This window comes from Phaeovulum molybdatiresistens (genome assembly GCF_023544865.1).
In the GTDB taxonomy this organism is placed as follows: domain Bacteria; phylum Pseudomonadota; class Alphaproteobacteria; order Rhodobacterales; family Rhodobacteraceae; genus Pontitalea.
On the sequence record NZ_JAMJFX010000008.1, the window covers coordinates 106,145 to 126,597 of the forward strand.

Genomic DNA, 20,453 nt, shown 5'->3' on the forward strand with positions numbered 1-20,453 from the left:
ACGTGGCCGATCCACCATATCTTGGGCATGTTAAGGATATGTTCACTTCTCGTTCTGCTGGCGGCGCCGGTTGCGGCGCAAAGCCTTTCGGGCCCCGCGCGGGTGATTGATGGCGATACGCTGGATATCGCGGGCGAGCGCATTCGCCTGTTCGGCATCGATGCGCCCGAGGCCGGGCAGGCCTGTCAGGATGGGGCCGGGCGCGCCTGGGATTGCGGCGGCCATGCCACCGCGCGGCTGCAGGCGCTGGCCGTGGGCCAGGTGCGGTGCGAGCTGCGCGATCAGGATCGCTATGGCCGACTGGTGGCGCGCTGCACCGCGGGCGGGATCGATCTGGCCGGGGCGCTGGTCGCGGAAGGCGCGGCCTTTGCCTATGAACGCTATTCGCGCGACTATCTGGACGCCGAGGCGCGCGTGCGGGCCGCGGGGCGGGGCATCTGGTCGGGCCCGGCCGAACGCCCGCATCTGGCGCGTGCGCGCGCAGGGACCGATCCGGGCGCCGCCGCTGCCACCGGGGGCTGTGCGATCAAGGGCAATATCTCGGAACGCGGGCGGATCTACCACCTGCCGGGCACCCGCGCCTATGCCGCGACCCGCATCAACGAGGCACGGGGTGAACGTTGGTTCTGTTCGCAGGCCGAAGCGCGCGCCGCGGGCTGGCGTCCGGCGGGCGGGTGAATTACAGGACGGTTTGATCCGGGTCAAAGTCGGTGGCGATTCCCGCCGCTAGGCTTTGGCCGAACAGTGAAAGGGAGACAGACATGTCCAATACGCCGCATACGCTTCAGGATGAATTTCCGACCCAGATGGACAAGATCCATGAGATGAAAGTGTCCAACGCGCATTTCGCCCGCCTTCTGGAAGAATATGACGAGCTGAACGACAAGGTTCACCGCGCCGAAACCCTGGTCGAGCCGATGGAACAGCTGGCCGAGGTCGAGCTGCGCAAGAAGCGCGCCCTTGTGAAGGATGAAATCGCGCGGATGCTGTCGGCCTGAACGGCCCCGTCGCGCAGATCGTCGCAAAGATGAAGATCGCCGATCAAGCCCCCGAAACCGGGGGCTTTTTCATGCAATGTCATAGGGCAGGGTGCCGCGATGGTCGGGGTCCACGTGCAGCCGGCGTTCCAGCGGCGGCACCGCACGCTGATGGCAATCCTTGCGCTCGCAGATGCGGCAGGAAATGCCGATCGGCTGATAGGCGCGCGGGTTGGTCACGTCCAGATCGTCGGCATAGACCAGACCCTTGGCATGGCTGATCTCACACCCCAGGCAAATCGCAAAGCGGCGCACGGGGGCGTGGAATGACCCCCCGGATTTCGACACATCGCGCGATATGCACAGATAGCGCACCCCATCAGGGGTCTCGGCCAGCTGGCGCAGGAACCGGCCCGGCATTTCAAAGGCCTGATGCACGTTCCACAGCGGGCAGGCGCCGCCGAAGCGGGCGAATTGCAGCCGCGTGGCGGAATGGCGCTTGGTGATGGTGCCGGCCTGATCGACGCGGACGAAGAAGAAGGGAATGCCCTTGGCCCCGGGCCGCTGCAGCGTGGACAGGCGATGCGCCACCTGTTCGTAGGAGGCGCCGAACAGGTCGGTCAGCCGTTCCAGATCGTGGCGGGTGTCCAGCGCGGCCTGCTGGAACGCGCGATAGGGCAGCAGAGCCGCGCCCGCGAAATAATTGGCCAACCCGATCTTGGCGATGGCGCGCGCGGTGTCGGATTGAAACCGCGCCAGGTCCAGCGTCGCCTCCAGCAGGTCGTTCTGGGTCAGCAGCGCGACCTGATGCAACAGCTGGAATGACTGGGTCGCGCGGTCGGCGCGGGCGGAAATGCGGATCTGCTTGCCGTCGCGCGCGCGCAGCCCGTCGATGTTGGAAAACTGCACCTCATAGCCACGCGCCAGCAACGCCTCGGTGGCGCGCTGAACCGGGTCAAGCCGTTGACCGCCCGGGCAGGAAAAATGTTCCGCCGCGCGGTCGACCGCATCGATGTAATTGTCGCAATAGTGAAAGAAGTCGCGCACCTCTTCCCAGGGGCTGACGATCGTTTGCGCGCCTTCGCGGCCCAGGGCCTCATCCAGGGATGCCAGCCGTTCATGCGCCTGGCTATAGGCCCGGTGCAGTTCCAGAAAGGCCCGCGCCAGCGCCGGCGCGTTCGAGGCTGCCAGCCGCAGATCCGCCAGCGGCGGGGCCGCATCGGCAAAGACCGGATCGGCCAGCGCCTCGCGCATGTCCGACACCAGCCGCTCGGCATCGCCCGTGGACAGTTCGGTCACATCCAGCCCGAATTCCCCCGCCAGCGCCAGAACGACCGCCGCGGAAACGGGGCGGTGGTTGTTCTCCATCTGGTTCAGATAGGGCAGTGATACACCCAGCCGGTCGGCAAAGACCTTTTGCGTCAGCCCAAGGCGCGCCCGCGTTTCCCGCAGTTTCACCCCGGCATACAATTTCTGCGTGGCCATGATGCGCCCCCTTTGCAAAGCGCATCTAATCTTTGCAAAGCGCGCGCGTCAAACCCCCAGTTGCGCGCGCCGCCGCATCACCCACAGAATTGCCAGCACCGAGGCCGCCGAAGACAGCGTCATCAGAACGATCAACACCATCGCCCCGCTGCCCGGCCCCAGCATCGCGCCCGCCAGCGCCGAAAGCGCCGCGCCGCCGCCGATCGTCAGCGTCCCCGCCAGCCCCGAGGCCGTGCCTGCCAATTCCGGCCGTATCGCCATCAGTCCCGCATTGGCTGAAGGCAGCGCCAGCCCGTTGCCGATCCCGGTCACTCCCACAGCACCGAAAAAGATCAGCGGATGTGACATGCCCAAGGTCTCCAATCCTATCGCCAAACTCAGGGCCAAGGTTGCCACCAGCGTGCCCGCCAACACCATCTTGTCGGTGCCGACGTGCTTGGCAAATCGCCCCGACAAGAAACTGCCCATTGCGTAACCCAGCGCCGGCAGCGCAAAGTAATAGCCCACCTGCGCCGGGCTCAGCCCGAAGACCTGCGTACCGACAAAGGGCGCGCCCCCCAGATAGGCAAAGAACAGCCCCGAGGCGAAAACCGATGACAGGCAATAGCCCCAGAACCGCCGCGATCGCAGCAGGATTGGATATTGCCGCGCCTGTTCGGCAAAGGACACGCCGCCGCGACGTGTCGTCTCGCCCATATCGCCCCAGACAAGACCCAGCGTCGCGCAACCGAATAACAACAGAAATACGAAATTCGCCTGCCATCCGATTGCCTCATCCAACGCCCCGCCGATTACCGGGCCGACCATCGGCACCATCGCTATTCCCATTGTGACATAGCCGATCATCGAGGCCGCCTCGGCCTCCGGCACCATGTCGCGTACCACCGCGCGTGACAGCACGAAGGTCGTGGCCACCACCGCCTGCATCAGTCGGAACCCCAAAAACATCCCCGCACTGGGCGCCAGCAAGGTGCCCAGCGTTGCCAGCAAAAAGACCACTAGGGCGGCCATCACCACACGCCGCCGCCCGAAGCGGTCCGAAATTGGCCCGACCAGCAGCTGCATCACCGCCGACACCGCCAGATAGGCCGACACCGACAGCTGCATCAGCGCATAATCCACGCCGAAATGCGCTGCCATCCCCGGCAGCGAGGGCAAGAACATGTTCAGCGACAGTGCCGCCAGCCCCGCGATCAGCACCAGGGTCACGATATGGGGCGGGCTCTGCCGGTCAAGAAAGGTCGTATGCATGCAAAATCGCTAGGCCCGCGACGCGGCCTTGTCTACAAAGAAATGTATCGGTGGCATTTTCCCCGCCCGCTCCCCTTCGGCTTTGCGAAAATATCCCGGGGGTGAGGCGCGGCACGCGCCGAGGGGGCAGCGCCCCCTTGGCCCGCTTAGCCCCAGTCGTGAAAGATGAACCAGGCCCCGGCGGCGATCAGCGCGAAACCCACGCCATGCTGCCAGGTGATCGGCTCTTTCAGATAGGCCCAGGAAAACACCGCAAAGACCGACAGGGTGATCACTTCCTGGATCGTCTTCAGCTGCACGGCGGAAAAATGCCCGTGTCCGATCCGGTTCGCGGGCACCTGCAGCATGTATTCGAAAAAGGCGATGCCCCAGCTGACCAGGATCACCGTGATCAGCGGCGCGGTCTTGAATTTCAGGTGCCCATACCAGGCGAAGGTCATGAAGATGTTCGAGGCAACCAGCAGCAGGATGGTCAGAATCGGGGCAGAAATCGGCATGGCGAACTCCGTGACGCGCCCTGCCTGCCTAGCGCCGCCGGGTCCGGCGATCCAGCGTGATCCTGGCTGGAATTTGCAGTGTTGCAATTCGCACTGCGCGCCTTGCCAACTATTTGCAAATTTACGCAAATCCGCTTTGTAACAATCTTGCGTGGGTATAGGGTGCCCCAAACCGTCGGAGGGGACCATGAAAGACATCCTGAACGAGCTTGAAGACCGTCGCGCCCAGGCGCGCCTTGGTGGCGGTCAGCGCCGGATCGATGCGCAGCATGCCCGCGGCAAGCTGACCGCGCGCGAACGCATCGAACTCTTGCTCGACGAAGGCTCGTTCGAGGAATTCGACATGTTCGTCGCCCATCGCTGCACCGATTTCGGGATGCAGGATGATCGCCCCTCGGGCGACGGGGTGGTGACGGGCTGGGGCACGATCAACGGCCGCATGGTCTATGTGTTTTCGCAGGACTTCACCGTCTTCGGCGGCTCGCTGTCGGAAACCCATGCGCAGAAGATCTGCAAGATCATGGATATGGCCGTGCAGAACGGCGCGCCGGTGATCGGCATCAACGATTCGGGCGGCGCGCGGATCCAGGAAGGCGTGGCCAGCCTTGCCGGCTATGCCGAGGTGTTCCAGCGCAACATCATGGCCTCGGGCGTGGTGCCGCAGATTTCGCTGATCATGGGCCCCTGCGCGGGCGGCGCGGTCTATTCGCCGGCGATGACCGACTTCATCTTCATGGTCAAGGACACGTCCTACATGTTCGTGACCGGCCCCGACGTGGTCAAGACCGTCACGAATGAGATCGTCACCGCCGAGGAACTGGGCGGCGCCTCGACCCATACCAAGAAATCCTCGGTCGCCGACGGCGCCTTTGAAAACGACGTCGAGGCCCTGGCCGAGGCGCGTCGCCTGTTCGACTTCCTGCCGCTGAACAACCGCGAAAAGGCCCCGGTGCGCCCCTTCTTTGACGATCCGGCGCGGATCGAGGAAAGCCTGGATACGCTGGTCCCTTCGAACCCGAACCAGCCCTATGACATGAAAGAGCTGATCACCAAGATCGCGGATGAGGGCGATTTCTACGAAATTCAAAAGGATTTCGCCGCCAACATCGTGATCGGCTTCATCCGCATCGAAGGCCAGACCGTGGGCGTCGTCGCCAACCAGCCGATGGTGCTGGCGGGCTGCCTGGATATCGACAGCTCGCGCAAGGCGGCGCGCTTCGTGCGCTTCTGCGACGCGTTCGAAATTCCGATCCTGACCTTCGTCGACGTGCCGGGCTTCCTGCCGGGCACCAGCCAGGAATATGGCGGCGTCATCAAGCACGGCGCGAAGCTGCTGTTCGCCTATGGCGAGGCGACGGTGCCGAAGGTCACGGTCATCACCCGCAAGGCCTATGGCGGCGCTTATGACGTTATGGCGTCCAAGCATCTGCGGGGCGATTTCAACTATGCCTGGCCCACCGCCGAAATTGCGGTGATGGGCGCCAAGGGCGCGGTGGAAATCCTGTATCGGTCGGAACTGGGCGATGCGGAAAAGATCGCGCAGCGCACGCGCGATTATGAAACGCGCTTTGCCAACCCCTTCGTGGCCGCCGAAAAGGGCTTCATCGATGAGGTGATCCAGCCGCGGTCTACCCGCAAGCGGGTCGCGCGGGCCTTTGCCTCGCTGCGCACCAAGAAGCAATCGAACCCCTGGAAAAAGCACGACAACATTCCGCTGTAAGGGGAACGGGCGATGCGCCGCGGGCAGGTTCGATTGGCGGTTCTGGTCGCGCTGGGCCTGCCGGTCATGGCCCGCGCCGCCGATCAGATCGTCCTGCCCTCGGGGCAGGCGGTCGCCTGGGTCGAAACGGTGCGCGATGCGGCGGGACCGATGGGGCTGACCCTGCGGTTCCGGTTTCTGGCGCCGCAGATCGGTGCGGCCGGCAACATCAGTGCAGAGGAGGCGCTGGAAGACATGGCTTACCTGTGCGACAGCTTCGTCCTGCCGCGTCTGCCCGACCTGGGGCCGCAGCCCGCCGAGGTCGTGATCTCGCTGTCCGACCGGGCCTTGGACTTCGGGGCCACCGACCCCGAGGCCGTGCAGTATTTCGAGGCCTTCCGCATCGCCGACGGCGCTTGTGAGCTGGAGTATCTGTGATGGTCGCGCGCGCGATTTTCCGCGGCAGGGTGGGGCAGGGTGATGCGGCTTTGCCACATCTTTGCCATCGTGATGATGCCCCCTGTAAGGCGCCTGCGTCGCAGGATAAATTGCGCGTGGAACGGTTGATGCCGTTTCGTTTTGCAGACATGCGGCGGGATTCGGACCCACAGGGTTCCGACCTCTCCCGCCGGGACAGGAGATTGAAATGTCGAAGAAAGCCCTGCTCGCGATCGCCATGGTCGCTTTCGTTGCCGCTTGCGCCCCGAAAGCCGAAGCGCCCGCAGAAGTCAGCGTCGAGCCGACCTACACCGGCAAGCTCTGATACCGGCGCGGGGCGGGATCGCTTTCCCGCCCCGATCCACCCTTCCTTCGCCCGGTCTCTGTCCGCCGCATCCTGTGGCGCGCGTCTTTGGTCCGGGTTCATGCGTCGGGGCTGGATGGGTCACGCTGCGGGCGTGCCCTTGCGGCCCGAACGCCCCCGGCCCACCCGCTGCCTGGCCCCGGCCCTCAGGACACGAGGCCCGTCATGCTGAAGCACCGTGGGTTCCCCGGGCGCCTGCCCGGAACCGATTTCCAATTCGTCATCCGCCGCGCCAACAAGGCCGGCGCCACCAAGATCATCCGCCGCGAACGCTACAAGGACCGCGCGCCCGCCGACCGGCGTGCCGATGCGGGCTTCATGGCCGCGCTGTGGTCGCATTTCGGCGAAGAGCCTTTTGAACGCGGCAACCTGGATGCCGGCCGCCTGTCGTGGCTGTTCGGCCGCGAGGTCGTGCCCGCCGAAGAGCCGTTCGATCCCTGTTCCTATGACGCGCTTCTGAAGATCGACGTCAAGCGCGCCCAGGCGGCCTTCCCCGAAGTCTTTGCCGACCCCGAGGCCTTCGATTGGGACGATGCCGATGCCGATGAGGATGAGGACGACTGGGCATGATCTGGCCGATGCATCCGCAGAATTGGCAGCTTGTTGCCGAGCCCGCCGCGCGGGTCAAGGAAAGCTTTGCCACATCGGTCCTGCGGGCGCATCCTGATGGTGTGGCGTATCCGGGCCGCGCCCGTGGGCGCCGCATCTGTCTAGTCCGTACCCCTTCCCTTCCCCTGCGGCCCGGTCCCTTGCGGGTCGGGCCGCTTTTTCCGGGGCGCGGGGCTGGGCGGTCGCTTCGGCAGGACTTTGCCGAAGGGCAGGTCGGATCACGTCTTCTTGGCTTTCCCTCGGACGCAATTTCGCTAGAGTCTGCGCAGACAAAAACCCTGTGCGGAGGCAGTTTCACATGCGCAAATCCCCCTTCATCCTTGCCCTTCTGGCGGCTGGCACCCTTGCGGGCTGCATGCAGACCGATGGCGAACGTGCCGTGGTCGGCGCCGCGGCTGGCGCGCTCGTCGCGGATGCGCTGGACGAAAACATGGTCGCCGGTGCCGCGCTTGGCGCGCTTGCGGGCAGCTATTGCGACGATCTCAACGTGCCCGGCTGCACGCCGCGCCCCAGCTACTACTGATATCCGGCTGTCTGCCCCCATCGGGGCGGGCCTGACAGATCGCGCCATCGGGGCCCCGTGCCCCGGTGGCGTTTTCATTTTCACCGCAACGGTCACAGACACGACTGCCAACACGAAGGGCGGGCGGGGCACTCCCCGCCCGATGGGAAGGGACTGACATGTTCAAGAAAATCCTGATCGCCAACCGGGGCGAGATCGCCTGCCGCGTCATCAAGACCGCGCGCAAGATGGGCATTCAAACGGTTGCCGTCTATTCCGACGCCGATGCCCATGCGCTGCATGTGCAGATGGCCGATGAGGCGGTGCATATCGGCCCCGCGCCCGCCAACCAGTCCTATATCGTGATCGACAAGATCCTGGACGCGATCCGCCAGACCGGGGCCGAGGCGGTTCACCCCGGCTATGGTTTCCTGTCGGAAAACATGAACTTCGCCGCAGCCCTGGAAAAGGAAGGCGTCGTCTTCATCGGCCCGCCCAGCCCGGCGATCGAGGCGATGGGCGACAAGATCACCTCGAAGAAACTGGCGCAGGAAGCGGGCGTGAACACCGTTCCGGGTTACATGGGCCTGATCGCGGACGCCGATGAGGCGGTGAAGATTTCCGATCAGATCGGCTATCCGGTGATGATCAAGGCGTCTGCTGGCGGCGGCGGCAAGGGTATGCGGATCGCCTGGAACGCCGAGGAGGCGCGCGAAGGCTTTGAATCCAGCAAGAACGAGGCCGCCAACAGCTTTGGCGATGACCGCATCTTCATCGAGAAATTCGTGACGCAACCGCGCCACATCGAAATTCAGGTGCTGGCCGACAAGCACGGCAACACCGTCTATCTGCACGAACGCGAATGTTCGATCCAGCGCCGTAACCAGAAGGTCATCGAAGAGGCGCCCAGCCCCTTCCTCGATGAGGCGACCCGCAAGGCGATGGGCGAACAGGCCTGCGCGCTGGCCCGCGCGGTGGGCTATACCAGCGCCGGGACGGTGGAATTCATCGTCGATGGACAAAAGAACTTTTACTTCCTGGAAATGAACACCCGCCTGCAGGTGGAACACCCGGTCACCGAACTGATCACCGGCATCGACCTGGTGGAACAGATGATCCGCGTGGCCGCGGGCGAAAAGCTGCCCTTCGCGCAGGCCGATCTGAAGATCAACGGCTGGGCGATGGAAAGCCGTCTGTATGCTGAGGATCCCTATCGCAACTTCCTGCCCTCGATCGGGCGGCTGACGCGCTATCGCCCGCCGGTCGAAGGCCCCACCAAGGGCGGTGGCATCGTGCGCAACGATACCGGCGTCTATGAGGGCGGCGAGATCAGCATGTATTACGACCCGATGATCGCCAAGCTGTGCACCTGGGCGCCGACCCGTGCCGAGGCGATCGAGGAAATGCGCCTGGCGCTGGACACATTCGAGGTGGAGGGCATCGGCCACAACCTGCCCTTTGTCGCCGCCGTGATGGAACATCCGCGCTTCATCACCGGCAACATCACCACCGCCTTCATCGCCGAGGAATATCCCGAAGGCTTCCAGGGCAACGTTCTGGACGAAGAATTGCTGCGCCGCATCGCCGCCGCTACCGCCGCGATGAACCGTGTCGCCGAAATCCGGCGCACCCGGATTTCGGGCCGGCTGGGCAATCACGAACGCCATGTTGGCGAAGATTGGGTGGTTGCGCTGCAAGGCCATGAATATGCGGTGAAGATCGAGGCCGACCGCGACGGATCGACGATCCATTTCGCGGGGGGCGGCAAGCACCGCGTCACCTCGGACTGGGTGCCCGGCCAGCCGCTGGCGGCGCTGGAAATCGACGGCGAGCGGCTGGTGCTGAAGGTTGGCAAGATCCCGATGGGCTTTCGTGTGCGCTGCCGTGGGGCGGATCTGAAGGTGCATGTGCGCACCCCGCGCCAGGCGGAACTGGCCCGGCTGATGCCCGAAAAGCTGCCGCCGGACACGTCGAAATTCCTGCTTTGCCCGATGCCGGGGCTGGTCGTGAAGATCAGCGTCGAAGAGGGGCAAGAGGTGCAGGAAGGTCAGGCGCTGGCGACCGTCGAGGCGATGAAGATGGAAAACATCCTGCGCGCCGAACGCAAGGGCATCGTCAAGAAGATCAACGCGGCCGCGGGCGCCAGCCTCAAGGTTGATGACGTGATCATGGAATTCGAATGATCACGCTTGCGCCGCAGGATCGCTGCCCGGGCCGGATGGCCCGCGCCGCGCTTGCGGCGCAAACGAATGGATGTGCCGCGCTTGCGGCGCAAAACTGCCGCCGGGGTCAGCCCCCGGTGGTGGTCCCGGTTTCGGGGGCGGGGGGCGCCAGCCCCAGCGACTGGTTGCGGATTTCCTCGCGCCGGATCGGCATCTTGTCGATCGCGCGCATGATCTCGCGCCCGTCCCAGGGCAGGGGCTTGCGCAGCGCGACCGAGCCGTCCTTTTCCACGATGACCAGCGCAAAGCCGCGCGGCCGCAGCGCCCGGCGCACCGGGCTGAGCGGCGCGGGCGTGGTGTCGGTGATCACCACCACATCGCGCGCCGCCAGTTCGGGCCAGCGCGCCGCCAGAAGCCGCATCTGTTCGATGAAGGCGGGGTCTTCGGGCGTATCGGCAAAGACGACGATGGGGCGTTTTTTCCAGACAAATTCGCTTAAATCGGTGTCTTGCGCGGCAATGGGCGCAAACACCATCGGGTCCGGTGCCGCCTGGTCGGCCGGGGTCAAGGGGTCCGGGGGTGGCACAGTGGCATCCTGCGCGCTGGCCGCAAGGGCCGAAAATCCTGCCAGAACAAGGGCAAGCGCCAGCATCGGGATTTGCACCATCAGATCCTCCTTTGCTGTTCATATAGGGATGCGAGGCGCGCAGGGCAAAGCCGGAAGCCCGGCATTTTCAGAAAATCCGACCATTAAGCCCTTGGCCAGAGCTTGTCGTGCAGACTGGCGCCAGATCGGGGCGGCGCTGCGTGCGCGCCCCGGCGCGGCAGCGGCGATGGAGGCAGGAATGGCGGGCCCGGTCGAGGTGATCTTGCATGTGGGCGCGCATCGCACCGGCACCACATCGCTGCAAAGCTGGCTTTTGCAGAATGCCGATGCGCTGGAAGGCGCGGGCATTGCGGTCTGGGGCCCGGACCGGACCCGCGGCGGGCTGTTCGCGGGGCTGATGAAGCGGCCCGATGCCGTGACCCTGGCCGATGATATGCTGGCGCAGCGGTCGGCCGCGCGCATCCGCGATGAACTGGACCGGCTGGCCGGGGCGGGCATCCGCCAGCTGATCGTGTCCGAGGAAAACATGATCGGCACCATGCCGATCTGCCTGGACCATGCGACGATCTATCCCGATGCGCGCGCGCGGCTGGACCGGATCGCGGCGGCCTTCGATGGCGCGGTGACCGGGGTGGGGCTGGCGCTGCGCAGCTATGATGACTGGTGGGCCTCGGTCCTGGCCACGGCGGCCGGGCCGGGCGTGGCGCAGACGGACGTTCTGCACCGCCTTGCGGGCCATCCGCGTGGCTGGCAGCGCATCATCGCCACCCTGGCCGAGGCATTTCCCGACGCGCGCCGCATCGTCTGGCCCTTTGAGGCGCTGGTGGGCCGCCACGGCGCGCAGCTGCGCCTGCTGACCGGGGGCGCGGCCCTGCCCCCGGGCCTTTATGAGGAGCGGCGGGCCCGCAATGCCCGGCTGCGGGCGCTGCCGGGGGGCGGCGTGGCGGATGCGGGCGCGCCGGTGCCCTTTGCCCCCGCCCAGCGGGCCGCGCTGCGCGCCCGCTATGAACAGGATCTGGCCTGGCTGCGCGCTGGCGTGGCGGGCGTGATATATACCGAAACGGTTGCCGAAAGCCCGGGGACACAGGCGGGCACGGCGGCAGAGGAAGAAGGACCATCCCATGACGAACAGAAAAGAGGACTGGGCTAAGCTTGCGCAGAAGGAACTGCGCGACAGGCCGCTGGACGATCTGACCTGGCAGACGCTGGAAGGCATCGCCGTCAAGCCGCTTTATACCGAGGATGACGTGGCGGGCCTGCCGCATATGGGCAGCCTGCCGGGGACGGCGCCTTTCACCCGCGGGGTGCGTGCCACGATGTATGCCGGCCGGCCCTGGACGATCCGGCAATATGCGGGCTTTTCCACCGCCGAGGAATCGAACGCCTTTTACCGCAAGGCGCTGGCCGCGGGGCAGCAGGGCGTGTCGGTGGCCTTCGACCTGGCCACCCACCGCGGCTATGACAGCGACCATGACCGCGTCGTCGGCGATGTCGGCAAGGCGGGCGTCGCGATCGCTTCGGTCGAGGACATGAAGATCCTGTTCGACGGCATCCCGCTGGAAAAGGTCTCGGTCTCGATGACGATGAACGGCGCGGTGATCCCGATCCTGGCCAATTTCATCGTGACGGGCGAAGAACAGGGTGTCGATCGCAGCCTTCTGTCGGGCACGATCCAGAACGACATCCTGAAAGAATTCATGGTGCGCAACACCTATATCTACCCGCCCGAACCCTCGATGCGGATCATCGCGGACATCATCGAATACACCAGCAATGAGATGCCCAAGTTCAACAGCATCTCGATTTCCGGCTATCACATGCAGGAAGCGGGCGCGAACCTGGTGCAGGAACTGGCCTTCACCCTGGCCGACGGGCGCGAATATGTGCGCGCCGCGATCGCGCGGGGGATGGATGTCGATGCCTTCGCGGGCCGGTTGTCGTTCTTCTTCGCCATCGGCATGAATTTCTTCATGGAGGCCGCCAAGCTGCGCGCCGCGCGCCTGCTGTGGCACCGGATCATGTCGGAATTCAACCCGAAGAAGCCGGGCAGCCTGATGCTGCGCACGCATTGCCAGACCTCGGGCGTGTCGTTGCAGGAACAGGACCCCTATAACAACGTCGTCCGCACCGCCTATGAGGCGCTGGCGGCGGCGCTGGGGGGCACGCAGTCGCTGCATACCAACGCGCTGGATGAGGCGATCGCGCTACCCACCGAATTCAGCGCCCGGATTGCGCGCAACACCCAGCTGATCTTGCAGGAAGAAACCGGCGTTACCAAGGTCGTCGATCCGCTGGCGGGGTCCTACTACGTCGAAAGCCTGACGCATGAGCTGGCCGAAAAGGCCTGGGCGCTGATCGAAGAGGTCGAGGCGATGGGCGGCATGACCAAGGCGGTGGCCAGCGGCATGCCCAAGCTGCGCATCGAGGAATCGGCCGCGCGGCGCCAGGCGATGATCGACCGCGGCGAAGAGGTGATCGTGGGCGTGAACAAGTATCGCCTGGCCAAGGAAGACCCGATCGACATCCTCGACATCGACAACGTCAAGGTGCGTGAGGGGCAGATCGCCCGGCTGAACACCATGCGCGCATCGCGCGACGAGGCTGCCTGTCAGGCCGCCTTGGCCGAGATCACCCGCCGCGCCGCCGAGGGCGGCAACCTTCTGGAAGCGGCCGTGGTGGCCGCGCGGGCCCGGGCAAGCGTGGGGGAAATCAGCATGGCGATGGAAAAGGTGTTCGGCCGTCACCGGGCCGAGGTCAAGACGCTGGCCGGGGTCTATGGCGCGGCTTACGAAGGCGACCAGGGCTTTGCCCAGATCCAGAAGGATGTCGAGGTCTTTGCCGAGGAAGAGGGTCGCCGGCCGCGGATGCTGGTGGTCAAGATGGGCCAGGACGGCCACGACCGCGGCGCCAAGGTGATCGCGACCGCCTTTGCCGACATCGGCTTTGATGTCGATGTGGGGCCATTGTTCCAGACGCCTGAAGAGGCCGCGCAGGATGCGGTGGACAATGACGTGCATGTCGTTGGCATCTCATCCCAAGCGGCGGGCCACAAGACCTTGGCGCCAAAGCTGATCGAGGCGCTGAAGGAAAAGGGCGCGGGCGATATTCTGGTGATCTGTGGTGGGGTGATCCCGCAGCAGGACTATGACTTCCTGAAGGCCGCCGGGGTCAAGGCGATCTTCGGGCCGGGGACCAATATCCCGGCTGCGGCGCGCGAAATTCTTGACCTTATCCGCGCGGCGCGCGGGGCCTGACCGGGAAGCCGGGGGCGCTGCCCCCGGACCCCCGGGATATTTCTGCAAAGCCGAAGGGGCAGGGGGTTTTCCTGCCCCTTTGCTTTGGTCTTGCGCGGCGGTCGCGGCTTGCGCAAGCTGTCTGGACAGCAGCAGGGGGTAGCATGGAGCGCGTGACGATCCGACCGGCCTGTGCAGATGACATCGGGCCGATCGTGGAGTTCTGGAATCCGGTGATCCGCGAGACGGCGATCACCTTTTCCTCCGAGGAAAAGACCGTGCCGGGGTTGGCGGCGCTGTTTGCCCAGCGCAGGGCCGAGGGGCGCGGGGTTCTTGTGGCCGCGCAGGACGGGGCGGTCCTGGGTGTGGCGCTTTACGGTCAGTTCCGCGCTGGCAATGGCTATGCCCATGCGATGGAACATACGATCATTCTGGCGCCTGCGGCGCGCGGGCGCGGGATCGGGCGGACGCTGATGGCCGCGCTGGAGGATCATGCCCGCCACGGCGGGGCGCATGTGATGGTGGCCGGCGTGTCGGCCGAGAACCGCGCGGGGATCGCTTTTCACGCGGCCCTTGGCTATGTCAAAACCGGGCGGATGCCGCAGGTCGGGCGGAAATTTGCGCGCTGGCTTGATCTTGTGTTGATGCAAAAGGTGCTGTGACCCGTTAAGGTCGGGTGCATGGACAAGCCGCTTTCCCTTTGGACCCGCGTATCGCAGGCCTTGGCCGCCCTGAGCCGGGGCGAGGGGCTTTCAGCCGTGTTCGACCATCTGCGCGGCGCGCCCGAACGCAGCCCCGAACGCAGCGTTGCCTTTACCATCGCGGTGATCGCGCTGGGGGCAAAGATGGCCAAGGCCGATGGCCGGGTGACCCGCAATGAGGTCGCGGCCTTTCGCGAGGTGTTCCAGATCCCGCCCGGCGAAGAGGCCAATGCCGCGCGCGTCTTCAACCTGGCGCGCACCGATGTGGCGGGGTTCGACGCCTATGCCCGCAAGATCGCGGCGATGTTCGGCACCGGCACGCCGGCGCTGATGGACCTGCTGGAGGGGTTGTTCTTCATCGCCGTGGCGGATGGGGATTATCACGATGCCGAGGATGCATTCCTGCGCGAAGTGGCGCGAATCTTTGGGCTGGAGGAGTGTTGTTTCCTGTCGCTGCGCGCCTCTTTCGTGCCCGATGCCGCGCCTGACCCCTGGACAGTGCTGGAAGTTGCGCCGGGCACCCCGCTGGAGGAGGCGCGCGCCGCCTGGCGCCGCTTGGTGCGCGAGGCCCATCCCGACCGCGCCATCGCCCGGGGCCTGCCCGAAGAGGCGGTGAAGCTGGCCGAATCGCGGGTGATCGCGCTGAACCGCGCCTGGGAGGAGATCAGCCGGAACAAGGCTGCCTGAGGGAGGGGCCGCGATGCGCATCGCCACCTATAATATCGAATGGTTTTCCAACCTGTTCGACCGCAATGGCGAGATGCTGGATGATGATGCGCCCTCGTCGCGCTATCAGGTGACCCGGGCGCAGCAGTTGGGGGCGCTGGGGATCGTGTTCACCGCGCTGGATGCCGATGCGGTGATGGTGATCGAGGCGCCCGACAACAACCGCCGGCGCCAGACCGTGACCATGCTGGAGGCCTTTGCGCAGAAATTCGGCCTGCGCCAGCGCCGCGCGCTTTTGGGCTTTTCCAACGATACGCAGCAGGAAATCGCGCTGATGTATGACCCCGATGTGCTGATCGCCAGCCATGATCCGCGCGGCGGCGGCGAGGACAGCCCGCGCTTTGACCAAAGCTATCGGATCGATCTGGACATCGATGCCAAGCTGGATACCGTGGTGTTTTCCAAGCCGCCGCTGGAGGTGGCGCTGGAAACCGCGGGCGGGCGGCAGCTGCGGCTGATCGGGGTGCATGTGAAATCCAAGGCCCCGCATGGCGCCACCACGCCCGAAGCCGCGATCCGCATCGCGATCGACAACCGGCGCACGCAGCTGGCGCAATGCATCTGGCTGCGGGCGCGGGTCGAAGAGCATTTGGCAGCGCAGGAAAGCCTGATCGTTCTGGGCGATTTCAACGACGGTCCGGGCCTTGATGAATATGAAAAGCTGTTCGGCCGGTCCGGGGTCGAGATCGTCCTGGGTGAGGATGCGCCGCCCGATCTGCGCCTGCGCGATCCGCATGCGCGCATTCACATGGCCCATGGCAGTGCCGCCGCGCCCGCCTCGGCCCGGTTCTATCTGGCCGAAGAGGGGCAGTATTTCTCGGCCATGCTGGATTTCGTGATGCTGTCGCCCGATCTGTGCGCGGCCAATCCGCGCTGGCGGATCTGGCATCCGTTCGATGACCCGGTCTGTTATGCCACGCCCGAACTGCGCGAGGCGCTGTTGCAGGCGTCGGATCATTTTCCGGTCAGTGTGGATGTAGCGCTTTGATCCCCCCTGAAAAACCGCGGCGGAAAGGTTATATTTGCACCATGAAACATCTTGCGATGATCCTTGCCGTGGCGCTGGCCGTGGCCCCCGCGGGGGCGCAGACCCCCGATCCCGCGCCCGAAAGCGAGGTTGAGGAAGGCTTCAGCCTGCTGGAAGAGGGGGCAAAGCTGTTGCTGCGCGGCTTGATGGGCGAAATTGGCCCCGCGCTGGAAGACATGCAGCGCAGTCTGGAAGATGCGGGGGCGGAACTTGGGCCGCTTCTGGCCGAAATGATGCGCCTGATCGACGATCTGCAGCATTATCAGGTGCCCGAACGGCTACCCAATGGCGACATCATCATCCGGCGCAAGCCCGATGCGCCCGCGCCGCCCGCAGATGGGGCCAATCCCGAGATCGAGATCTGAAGTCTTACGCCCCGGGCGCGCCCGGGCGGATCACGGCGGCCTCGGCCTTCATCGCATTGGCCAGCGATTGCAGCCGCGCCTCGGCCACCTCACCGAACAGGCCGGCGCCCTGTTTCGTCAGCTGCAGTTCCAGCACCTGCCGCTTGGCATGGAATTTCAGCGCGCCCGCATCCTGGGGCGAGCTGATGGCGAACATCGCGCCAAAACGCATCGCCTTGCCCAGAACCTCGGCCTGTTGCTGCTGATCGGGGGGCAGCAGGGTGAACACCCGTTCCATCCGCGACCCCGCGCGCGAATTCTTGTAGCGGTGCAGCAGCGCAAGCCCCAGAAACACCCGTTCGGCATGCGACAGCGCGGCCATGTTGGCGCGGGTCACATTGTCGAAACAGGCCTCGGCCCGGTAATCGGGATGGGTGCGCCAGGTCGTGTCATGCAGCAGGCAGGCCGCCTTGATCAGCCGGACCCGGTCGGGCGGGGCGTCCTTGAACAGCGGCTGGATAAAGGCGTACAGCTTCTTGCCGAAGCCGGGCATCCGCGCCATCGTGCGTTCGGCATGGCGGCAGGCCTCGATCAGCGGATCGCGCCGGCGCAGTTTTTCGGGCATCTGTTCATACAGCAGTCCTTCGCGGATGCCATAGGACGACACGTCGATTTCCTTTGGCGCGAATTCCTCGACCAGGGCGCGCAGCACCAGGCTGGCCAGCGGCACCAGGTCCATCCGCGCGGCCGAGGTGCCGGTGCGCGCGCGCAGGGCCGCCATGTCGTTCTTTTCGATCCAGTCCACCGTGCGGGCGATGCTGTCGGGGTCCATCCGGTATTCGTGCAGCACCAGCAGCGGATAGTCGCGCCGTTCCATGTCCAGCCGCGCGATCGCCCGCCACGACCCGCCGACCAGATAGATCCGGTCATGATCGCGGCCCATCCGGTCGGCCAGATCGGCCATGACCGCGCCGATATGGGCGATCACCTCTTTGCGGCCGCCCTTGATCTGCTGAAGCCGGAACGGCCCCAACTGTGAGGTGATCCGCCGCCCCACGCGCCCGCCGCGCACCTCGGCCAGTTCCATCGAGTTGCCGCCGATGTCGCAGACCAGCCCCTCGGCATCGGGCCAGCCGAGCAGCACACCCTGGGCCGACAGGCGCGCCTCTTCGGGGCCGTCGATCACATGTAGCCGCAGCCCGGTTTCCTTTTCCGCCAGCTTGCGGAATTCGGGGCCGTCGGCGGCATCGCGCACGGCGGCGGTGGCGACGCAGGCCAGGTCGATGCCCATGCCGCACGCCAGAAGCGAAAAGCGTTTCATTGCCGCAAGCGCGCGTTCGCGCCCGCGCGGGTTCAGCCGGCCGGTCTCGGCCAGCCCCTGGCCCAACCCCGCCATGACCTTTTCGTTGTAGAAATAGGCTGGACTGCGCGCCGCGCCGTCAAAGACCACCATCCGGACCGAGTTCGATCCCACGTCGACCACGCCCACGCGTTCCAGCGCGCGGGCCGATGGGTCGTCGAACAGCGGTTTGCCGAAGGGGTCGAAGTCGTCGCCTTCGGTATCGGTCCATCCGTCCATCGTTCCACCCCGGTTGCGAGTCGCCGCTGCGGCGCGGCGCGAACCTAACCGTTAGTCCATGCTGTGGGCAAGCTTGGGAACGTCTTTCGCCCCCGCCGACCCCCGCCCCGACAGCGAGGGGTTTTCCATGAAGAAGCGATGGCAGCTGAACAAATCCTCACGCCCCTCGGGCAGGGGGCGGACGAATTTGCCATCAGGCTGCAGGATCCAGCTTTGTGCCTCATCGGCCATGTTGGCGGCCATGATCTGGCTGACGATCTGGGCCTTGACGGTGTCATTCTGCGCCTCGACCAGGGTTTCGACCCGGCGGTTCAGGTTACGCCCCATCCAGTCGGCCGAGGAAAAGAACACCCGCGCCTTTTTCGACGGCAGGCCGTGGCCATTGCCGAAACAGACGATGCGGGAATGTTCCAGGAATCGTCCGACGATCGACTTGACGCGGATGTTTTCCGACAGCCCCTTGATGCCCGGCCGCACGCCGCAGATGCCGCGCACCACAAGGCTGATCTTCACGCCCGCGTTGGAGGCGGCATAAAGCGCGTCGATCACCTCGGGGTCGATCAGGCTGTTCATCTTGGCCCAGATCTCGGCCGGGCGGCCGGTGCGGGCATGTTCCGCCTCGCGCGCGATCAACTCCAGCAGACGGGGCTTCAACGTGATCGGGCTGATCGCCAGATTTTCCAGCCCCTCGGGCTGAACATAGCCCGACAGGTAATTGAACACCTTGGTCGCATCGCGCCCCAGCGCCGCATCGCAGGTGAAAAAGCTCAGATCGGTATAGATGCGCGCGGTGATCGGGTGATAGTTGCCGGTGCCGTAATGGGTATAGGTGACCAGCTGGTCGCCTTCGCGCCGCACCACGGTGGAAATCTTGGCATGCGTTTTCAGATTCATGAAGCCATAGACGACATGCGCGCCCGCCCGTTCCAGCCGCCGCGACTGGCGGATATTGGCGGCCTCGTCAAAGCGGGCCTTCAGTTCGACCAGCGCGGTGACGGATTTGCCCGCCTCGGCCGCCTCGCACAGGGCATCGACGATGGGGCTGTCCTTCGAGGTGCGATACAGCGTCTGCTTGATCGCCAGCACATTGGGGTCCGCCGCCGCCTGGTTCAGGAAGCGGATCACCATGTCGAAGGTTTCATAGGGGTGGTGCAGCAGCATGTCCTTTTGCCGGATCGCGGCGAACATGTCGCCGTCATGGTCCTGCACCCGTTCGGGCACACGCGGGGCGAAGGCCGGCCACAGCAGATCGGGGCGGGACGACAGCACCAGATCCTTCAGATCGGCCATGCCCAGCAGGCCGCGCACTTCGACCACCTCATCGGGGCTGACGTGCAATTCCTCCATGATCAGCGAGCGCAGCGTTTCGGGCGCGCCTGCCGTGATCTTCAGCCGGATCACCTGGCCGCGGCGGCGCCGCTTCAGCGCGGTTTCGAATTCGCGGACCAGATCCTCGGCCTCATCCTCGACCTCCAGGTCGCTGTCGCGCAGCACGCGGAAGGCGCAATGGCCGGTGTCGCTATACCCCGGGAACAGCGAGCCCAGATGCAGCAGCAGCAATTCTTCCAGCGGCAGGAACCGCGCCTCGCCCGGCAGGCGGATGAAGCGGTCGATCTGCTGCGGGATCGGCAACAGCGCCTGCAAGCGGCGCTTGTCGGTGCGCCGTTCCAGTTCCAGCGCCAGGCAAAAGCCGGTGTTGGGGATGAAGGGGAAGGGGTGCGCCGGGTCGATCGCCAGCGGCGACAGCACCGGGAACACCTTGTTCAGGAAGTGATCGGCCAGAAAGACCTCATCGCGGCGGGTCAGCTTGGCGCGGGTCAGCAGATGGATGCCCGCCCCCTCCATCTCGCGGTGCAGGCGGTTCCAGGTGGTCTGCTGCTTTTCCAGCAGGCGGCGCGCGTCGGAATTGATCAGCACCAGCTGTTCGGATGGCGTCAGCCCGTCGTCCGAGGTGTTGGCATTGCCTTCGCGCACCAGTTCGCGCAGGCCGGCCACCCGGACGGTATAGAATTCATCCAGATTGGTGGCGGAAATCGACAAAAAGCGCAGCCGTTCCAGCAGCGGCACACGGGGGTTCGTCGCCTCTTCCAGAACGCGCCAGTTGAAGGCCAGCCAGCTCAGCTCGCGGTTGAAGAACCGAGCCGGCCCGGCGATCACCTCGGGCGGCATCTCGACCGGGTCGGGGAAGGGGGTCTTGAGGAAATCTGCCTGTGTCATGATGCGCTTATGCTGTCGATCTGTAAGGATTTTGC

Annotated in this window: 19 protein-coding genes; 13 read left to right on the top strand and 6 right to left on the bottom strand. The window is 65.3% G+C overall.

All coding sequences use genetic code 11. The features are described from left to right. The first annotated feature begins 27 nt into the window (after nt 1-27). Both MXB90_RS07940 and MXB90_RS07945 read left to right on the top strand, forming a co-directional pair. A complete protein-coding gene (locus tag MXB90_RS07940; RefSeq protein ID WP_250043324.1) occupies nt 28-678 on the top strand; it encodes a thermonuclease family protein in 651 nt (216 codons plus the stop codon). Nucleotides 679-761: 83 nt separating this feature from the next. Beyond that, nucleotides 762-998: a YdcH family protein gene (locus MXB90_RS07945; RefSeq protein WP_250043326.1), complete on the top strand. Its 237-nt coding sequence runs from the start codon at nt 762-764 to the stop codon at nt 996-998. Between the two features lie 69 nt (nt 999-1,067). Here MXB90_RS07945 and MXB90_RS07950 read toward each other — a convergent pair whose 3' ends face one another. From MXB90_RS07950 to MXB90_RS07960, 3 genes are all read right to left on the bottom strand, one after another. After that, on the bottom strand, nt 1,068-2,462 hold the full coding sequence (locus tag MXB90_RS07950) for a helix-turn-helix domain-containing protein (protein ID WP_250043328.1): 1,395 nt from the start codon (nt 2,460-2,462) through the stop codon (nt 1,068-1,070). Nucleotides 2,463-2,510: 48 nt separating this feature from the next. Then, complete coding sequence (locus tag MXB90_RS07955; protein WP_250043330.1) at nt 2,511-3,713, bottom strand: multidrug effflux MFS transporter; 1,203 nt, start codon at nt 3,711-3,713, stop codon at nt 2,511-2,513. 146 nt (nt 3,714-3,859) lie between these two features. Next, nucleotides 3,860-4,210 carry a DMT family protein gene (locus MXB90_RS07960; RefSeq protein ID WP_250043332.1) on the bottom strand — a complete coding sequence of 117 codons (351 nt, stop codon included), beginning with the start codon at nt 4,208-4,210 and terminating at the stop codon, nt 3,860-3,862. A 187-nt stretch (nt 4,211-4,397) separates the two neighbouring features. On the opposite strand from MXB90_RS07960, the gene MXB90_RS07965 reads away from it, so the two are divergent. From MXB90_RS07965 to MXB90_RS07985, 5 genes are all read left to right on the top strand, one after another. Further along, the gene (locus tag MXB90_RS07965; protein ID WP_250043334.1) at nt 4,398-5,930 is read left to right on the top strand and encodes an acyl-CoA carboxylase subunit beta; all 1,533 of its coding nucleotides are present in this window, start codon (nt 4,398-4,400) and stop codon (nt 5,928-5,930) included. Nucleotides 5,931-5,942: 12 nt separating this feature from the next. Beyond that, nucleotides 5,943-6,347 (top strand): DUF6497 family protein, encoded by a 405-nt coding sequence (locus MXB90_RS07970; protein ID WP_250043335.1) that lies wholly within the window; start codon nt 5,943-5,945, stop codon nt 6,345-6,347. 529 nt (nt 6,348-6,876) lie between these two features. Beyond that, entirely contained in the window at nt 6,877-7,281 is a 405-nt protein-coding gene (locus MXB90_RS07975) for a hypothetical protein (RefSeq protein WP_250043338.1), read from the top strand. Nucleotides 7,282-7,618: 337 nt separating this feature from the next. Beyond that, entirely contained in the window at nt 7,619-7,843 is a 225-nt protein-coding gene (locus MXB90_RS07980) for a hypothetical protein (RefSeq protein WP_250043422.1), read from the top strand. Nucleotides 7,844-8,001: 158 nt separating this feature from the next. After that, on the top strand, nt 8,002-10,005 hold the full coding sequence (locus tag MXB90_RS07985) for an acetyl-CoA carboxylase biotin carboxylase subunit (RefSeq protein ID WP_250043341.1): 2,004 nt from the start codon (nt 8,002-8,004) through the stop codon (nt 10,003-10,005). A gap of 106 nt (nt 10,006-10,111) precedes the next feature. Here the strand turns inward: MXB90_RS07985 and MXB90_RS07990 are convergent, their stop codons facing one another. After that, a complete protein-coding gene (locus MXB90_RS07990; RefSeq protein WP_250043343.1) occupies nt 10,112-10,651 on the bottom strand; it encodes a DUF4174 domain-containing protein in 540 nt (179 codons plus the stop codon). Nucleotides 10,652-10,742: 91 nt separating this feature from the next. On the opposite strand from MXB90_RS07990, the gene MXB90_RS07995 reads away from it, so the two are divergent. From MXB90_RS07995 to MXB90_RS08020, 6 genes are all read left to right on the top strand, one after another. After that, nucleotides 10,743-11,741, top strand: coding sequence for a hypothetical protein (locus tag MXB90_RS07995; protein WP_250043346.1), 999 nt, complete (start codon nt 10,743-10,745; stop codon nt 11,739-11,741). Then, nucleotides 11,713-13,845, top strand: coding sequence for a methylmalonyl-CoA mutase (scpA, locus tag MXB90_RS08000; protein ID WP_250043349.1), 2,133 nt, complete (start codon nt 11,713-11,715; stop codon nt 13,843-13,845). The genes MXB90_RS07995 and scpA overlap by 29 nt, the downstream gene beginning before the upstream one ends. Before the next feature lie 143 nt (nt 13,846-13,988). Then, nucleotides 13,989-14,486, top strand: a complete 498-nt coding sequence (locus MXB90_RS08005) for a GNAT family N-acetyltransferase (RefSeq protein WP_250043352.1) — start codon at nt 13,989-13,991, stop codon at nt 14,484-14,486. Between the two features lie 18 nt (nt 14,487-14,504). Further along, nucleotides 14,505-15,212 carry a molecular chaperone DjiA gene (locus tag MXB90_RS08010; protein ID WP_250043354.1) on the top strand — a complete coding sequence of 236 codons (708 nt, stop codon included), beginning with the start codon at nt 14,505-14,507 and terminating at the stop codon, nt 15,210-15,212. Between the two features lie 13 nt (nt 15,213-15,225). After that, on the top strand, nt 15,226-16,239 hold the full coding sequence (locus MXB90_RS08015) for an endonuclease/exonuclease/phosphatase family protein (protein ID WP_250043358.1): 1,014 nt from the start codon (nt 15,226-15,228) through the stop codon (nt 16,237-16,239). Between the two features lie 41 nt (nt 16,240-16,280). After that, nucleotides 16,281-16,643, top strand: a complete 363-nt coding sequence (locus MXB90_RS08020; protein WP_250043360.1) for an AAA+ family ATPase — start codon at nt 16,281-16,283, stop codon at nt 16,641-16,643. Between the two features lie 4 nt (nt 16,644-16,647). Here MXB90_RS08020 and MXB90_RS08025 read toward each other — a convergent pair whose 3' ends face one another. Next, the gene (locus tag MXB90_RS08025) at nt 16,648-18,201 is read right to left on the bottom strand and encodes a Ppx/GppA family phosphatase (RefSeq protein ID WP_250043361.1); all 1,554 of its coding nucleotides are present in this window, start codon (nt 18,199-18,201) and stop codon (nt 16,648-16,650) included. Nucleotides 18,202-18,252: 51 nt separating this feature from the next. Beyond that, nucleotides 18,253-20,418 (bottom strand): RNA degradosome polyphosphate kinase, encoded by a 2,166-nt coding sequence (locus tag MXB90_RS08030; RefSeq protein ID WP_250043362.1) that lies wholly within the window; start codon nt 20,416-20,418, stop codon nt 18,253-18,255. Nucleotides 20,419-20,453: the final 35 nt, after the last annotated feature.

Bases quoted from the DNA above. Each gene is read 5' to 3' on its own strand.
- MXB90_RS07985 (WP_250043341.1), top strand. From the start codon at position 8,002: ATGTTCAAGAAAATCCTGATCGCCAACCGGGGCGAGATCGCCTGCCGC.
- scpA (WP_250043349.1), top strand. From the start codon at position 11,713: ATGACGAACAGAAAAGAGGACTGGGCTAAGCTTGCGCAGAAGGAACTG.
- MXB90_RS07945 (WP_250043326.1), top strand. From the start codon at position 762: ATGTCCAATACGCCGCATACGCTTCAGGATGAATTTCCGACCCAGATG.
- MXB90_RS08030 (WP_250043362.1), bottom strand. From the start codon at position 20,418: ATGACACAGGCAGATTTCCTCAAGACCCCCTTCCCCGACCCGGTCGAG.
- MXB90_RS07975 (WP_250043338.1), top strand. From the start codon at position 6,877: ATGCTGAAGCACCGTGGGTTCCCCGGGCGCCTGCCCGGAACCGATTTC.
- MXB90_RS07990 (WP_250043343.1), bottom strand. From the start codon at position 10,651: ATGGTGCAAATCCCGATGCTGGCGCTTGCCCTTGTTCTGGCAGGATTT.
- MXB90_RS08010 (WP_250043354.1), top strand. From the start codon at position 14,505: ATGGACAAGCCGCTTTCCCTTTGGACCCGCGTATCGCAGGCCTTGGCC.
- MXB90_RS07980 (WP_250043422.1), top strand. From the start codon at position 7,619: ATGCGCAAATCCCCCTTCATCCTTGCCCTTCTGGCGGCTGGCACCCTT.
- MXB90_RS08020 (WP_250043360.1), top strand. From the start codon at position 16,281: ATGAAACATCTTGCGATGATCCTTGCCGTGGCGCTGGCCGTGGCCCCC.
- MXB90_RS08025 (WP_250043361.1), bottom strand. From the start codon at position 18,201: ATGGACGGATGGACCGATACCGAAGGCGACGACTTCGACCCCTTCGGC.
- MXB90_RS07960 (WP_250043332.1), bottom strand. From the start codon at position 4,210: ATGCCGATTTCTGCCCCGATTCTGACCATCCTGCTGCTGGTTGCCTCG.
- MXB90_RS07955 (WP_250043330.1), bottom strand. From the start codon at position 3,713: ATGCATACGACCTTTCTTGACCGGCAGAGCCCGCCCCATATCGTGACC.
- MXB90_RS07970 (WP_250043335.1), top strand. From the start codon at position 5,943: ATGCGCCGCGGGCAGGTTCGATTGGCGGTTCTGGTCGCGCTGGGCCTG.
- MXB90_RS08015 (WP_250043358.1), top strand. From the start codon at position 15,226: ATGCGCATCGCCACCTATAATATCGAATGGTTTTCCAACCTGTTCGAC.
- MXB90_RS07950 (WP_250043328.1), bottom strand. From the start codon at position 2,462: ATGGCCACGCAGAAATTGTATGCCGGGGTGAAACTGCGGGAAACGCGG.
- MXB90_RS08005 (WP_250043352.1), top strand. From the start codon at position 13,989: ATGGAGCGCGTGACGATCCGACCGGCCTGTGCAGATGACATCGGGCCG.
- MXB90_RS07940 (WP_250043324.1), top strand. From the start codon at position 28: ATGTTAAGGATATGTTCACTTCTCGTTCTGCTGGCGGCGCCGGTTGCG.
- MXB90_RS07965 (WP_250043334.1), top strand. From the start codon at position 4,398: ATGAAAGACATCCTGAACGAGCTTGAAGACCGTCGCGCCCAGGCGCGC.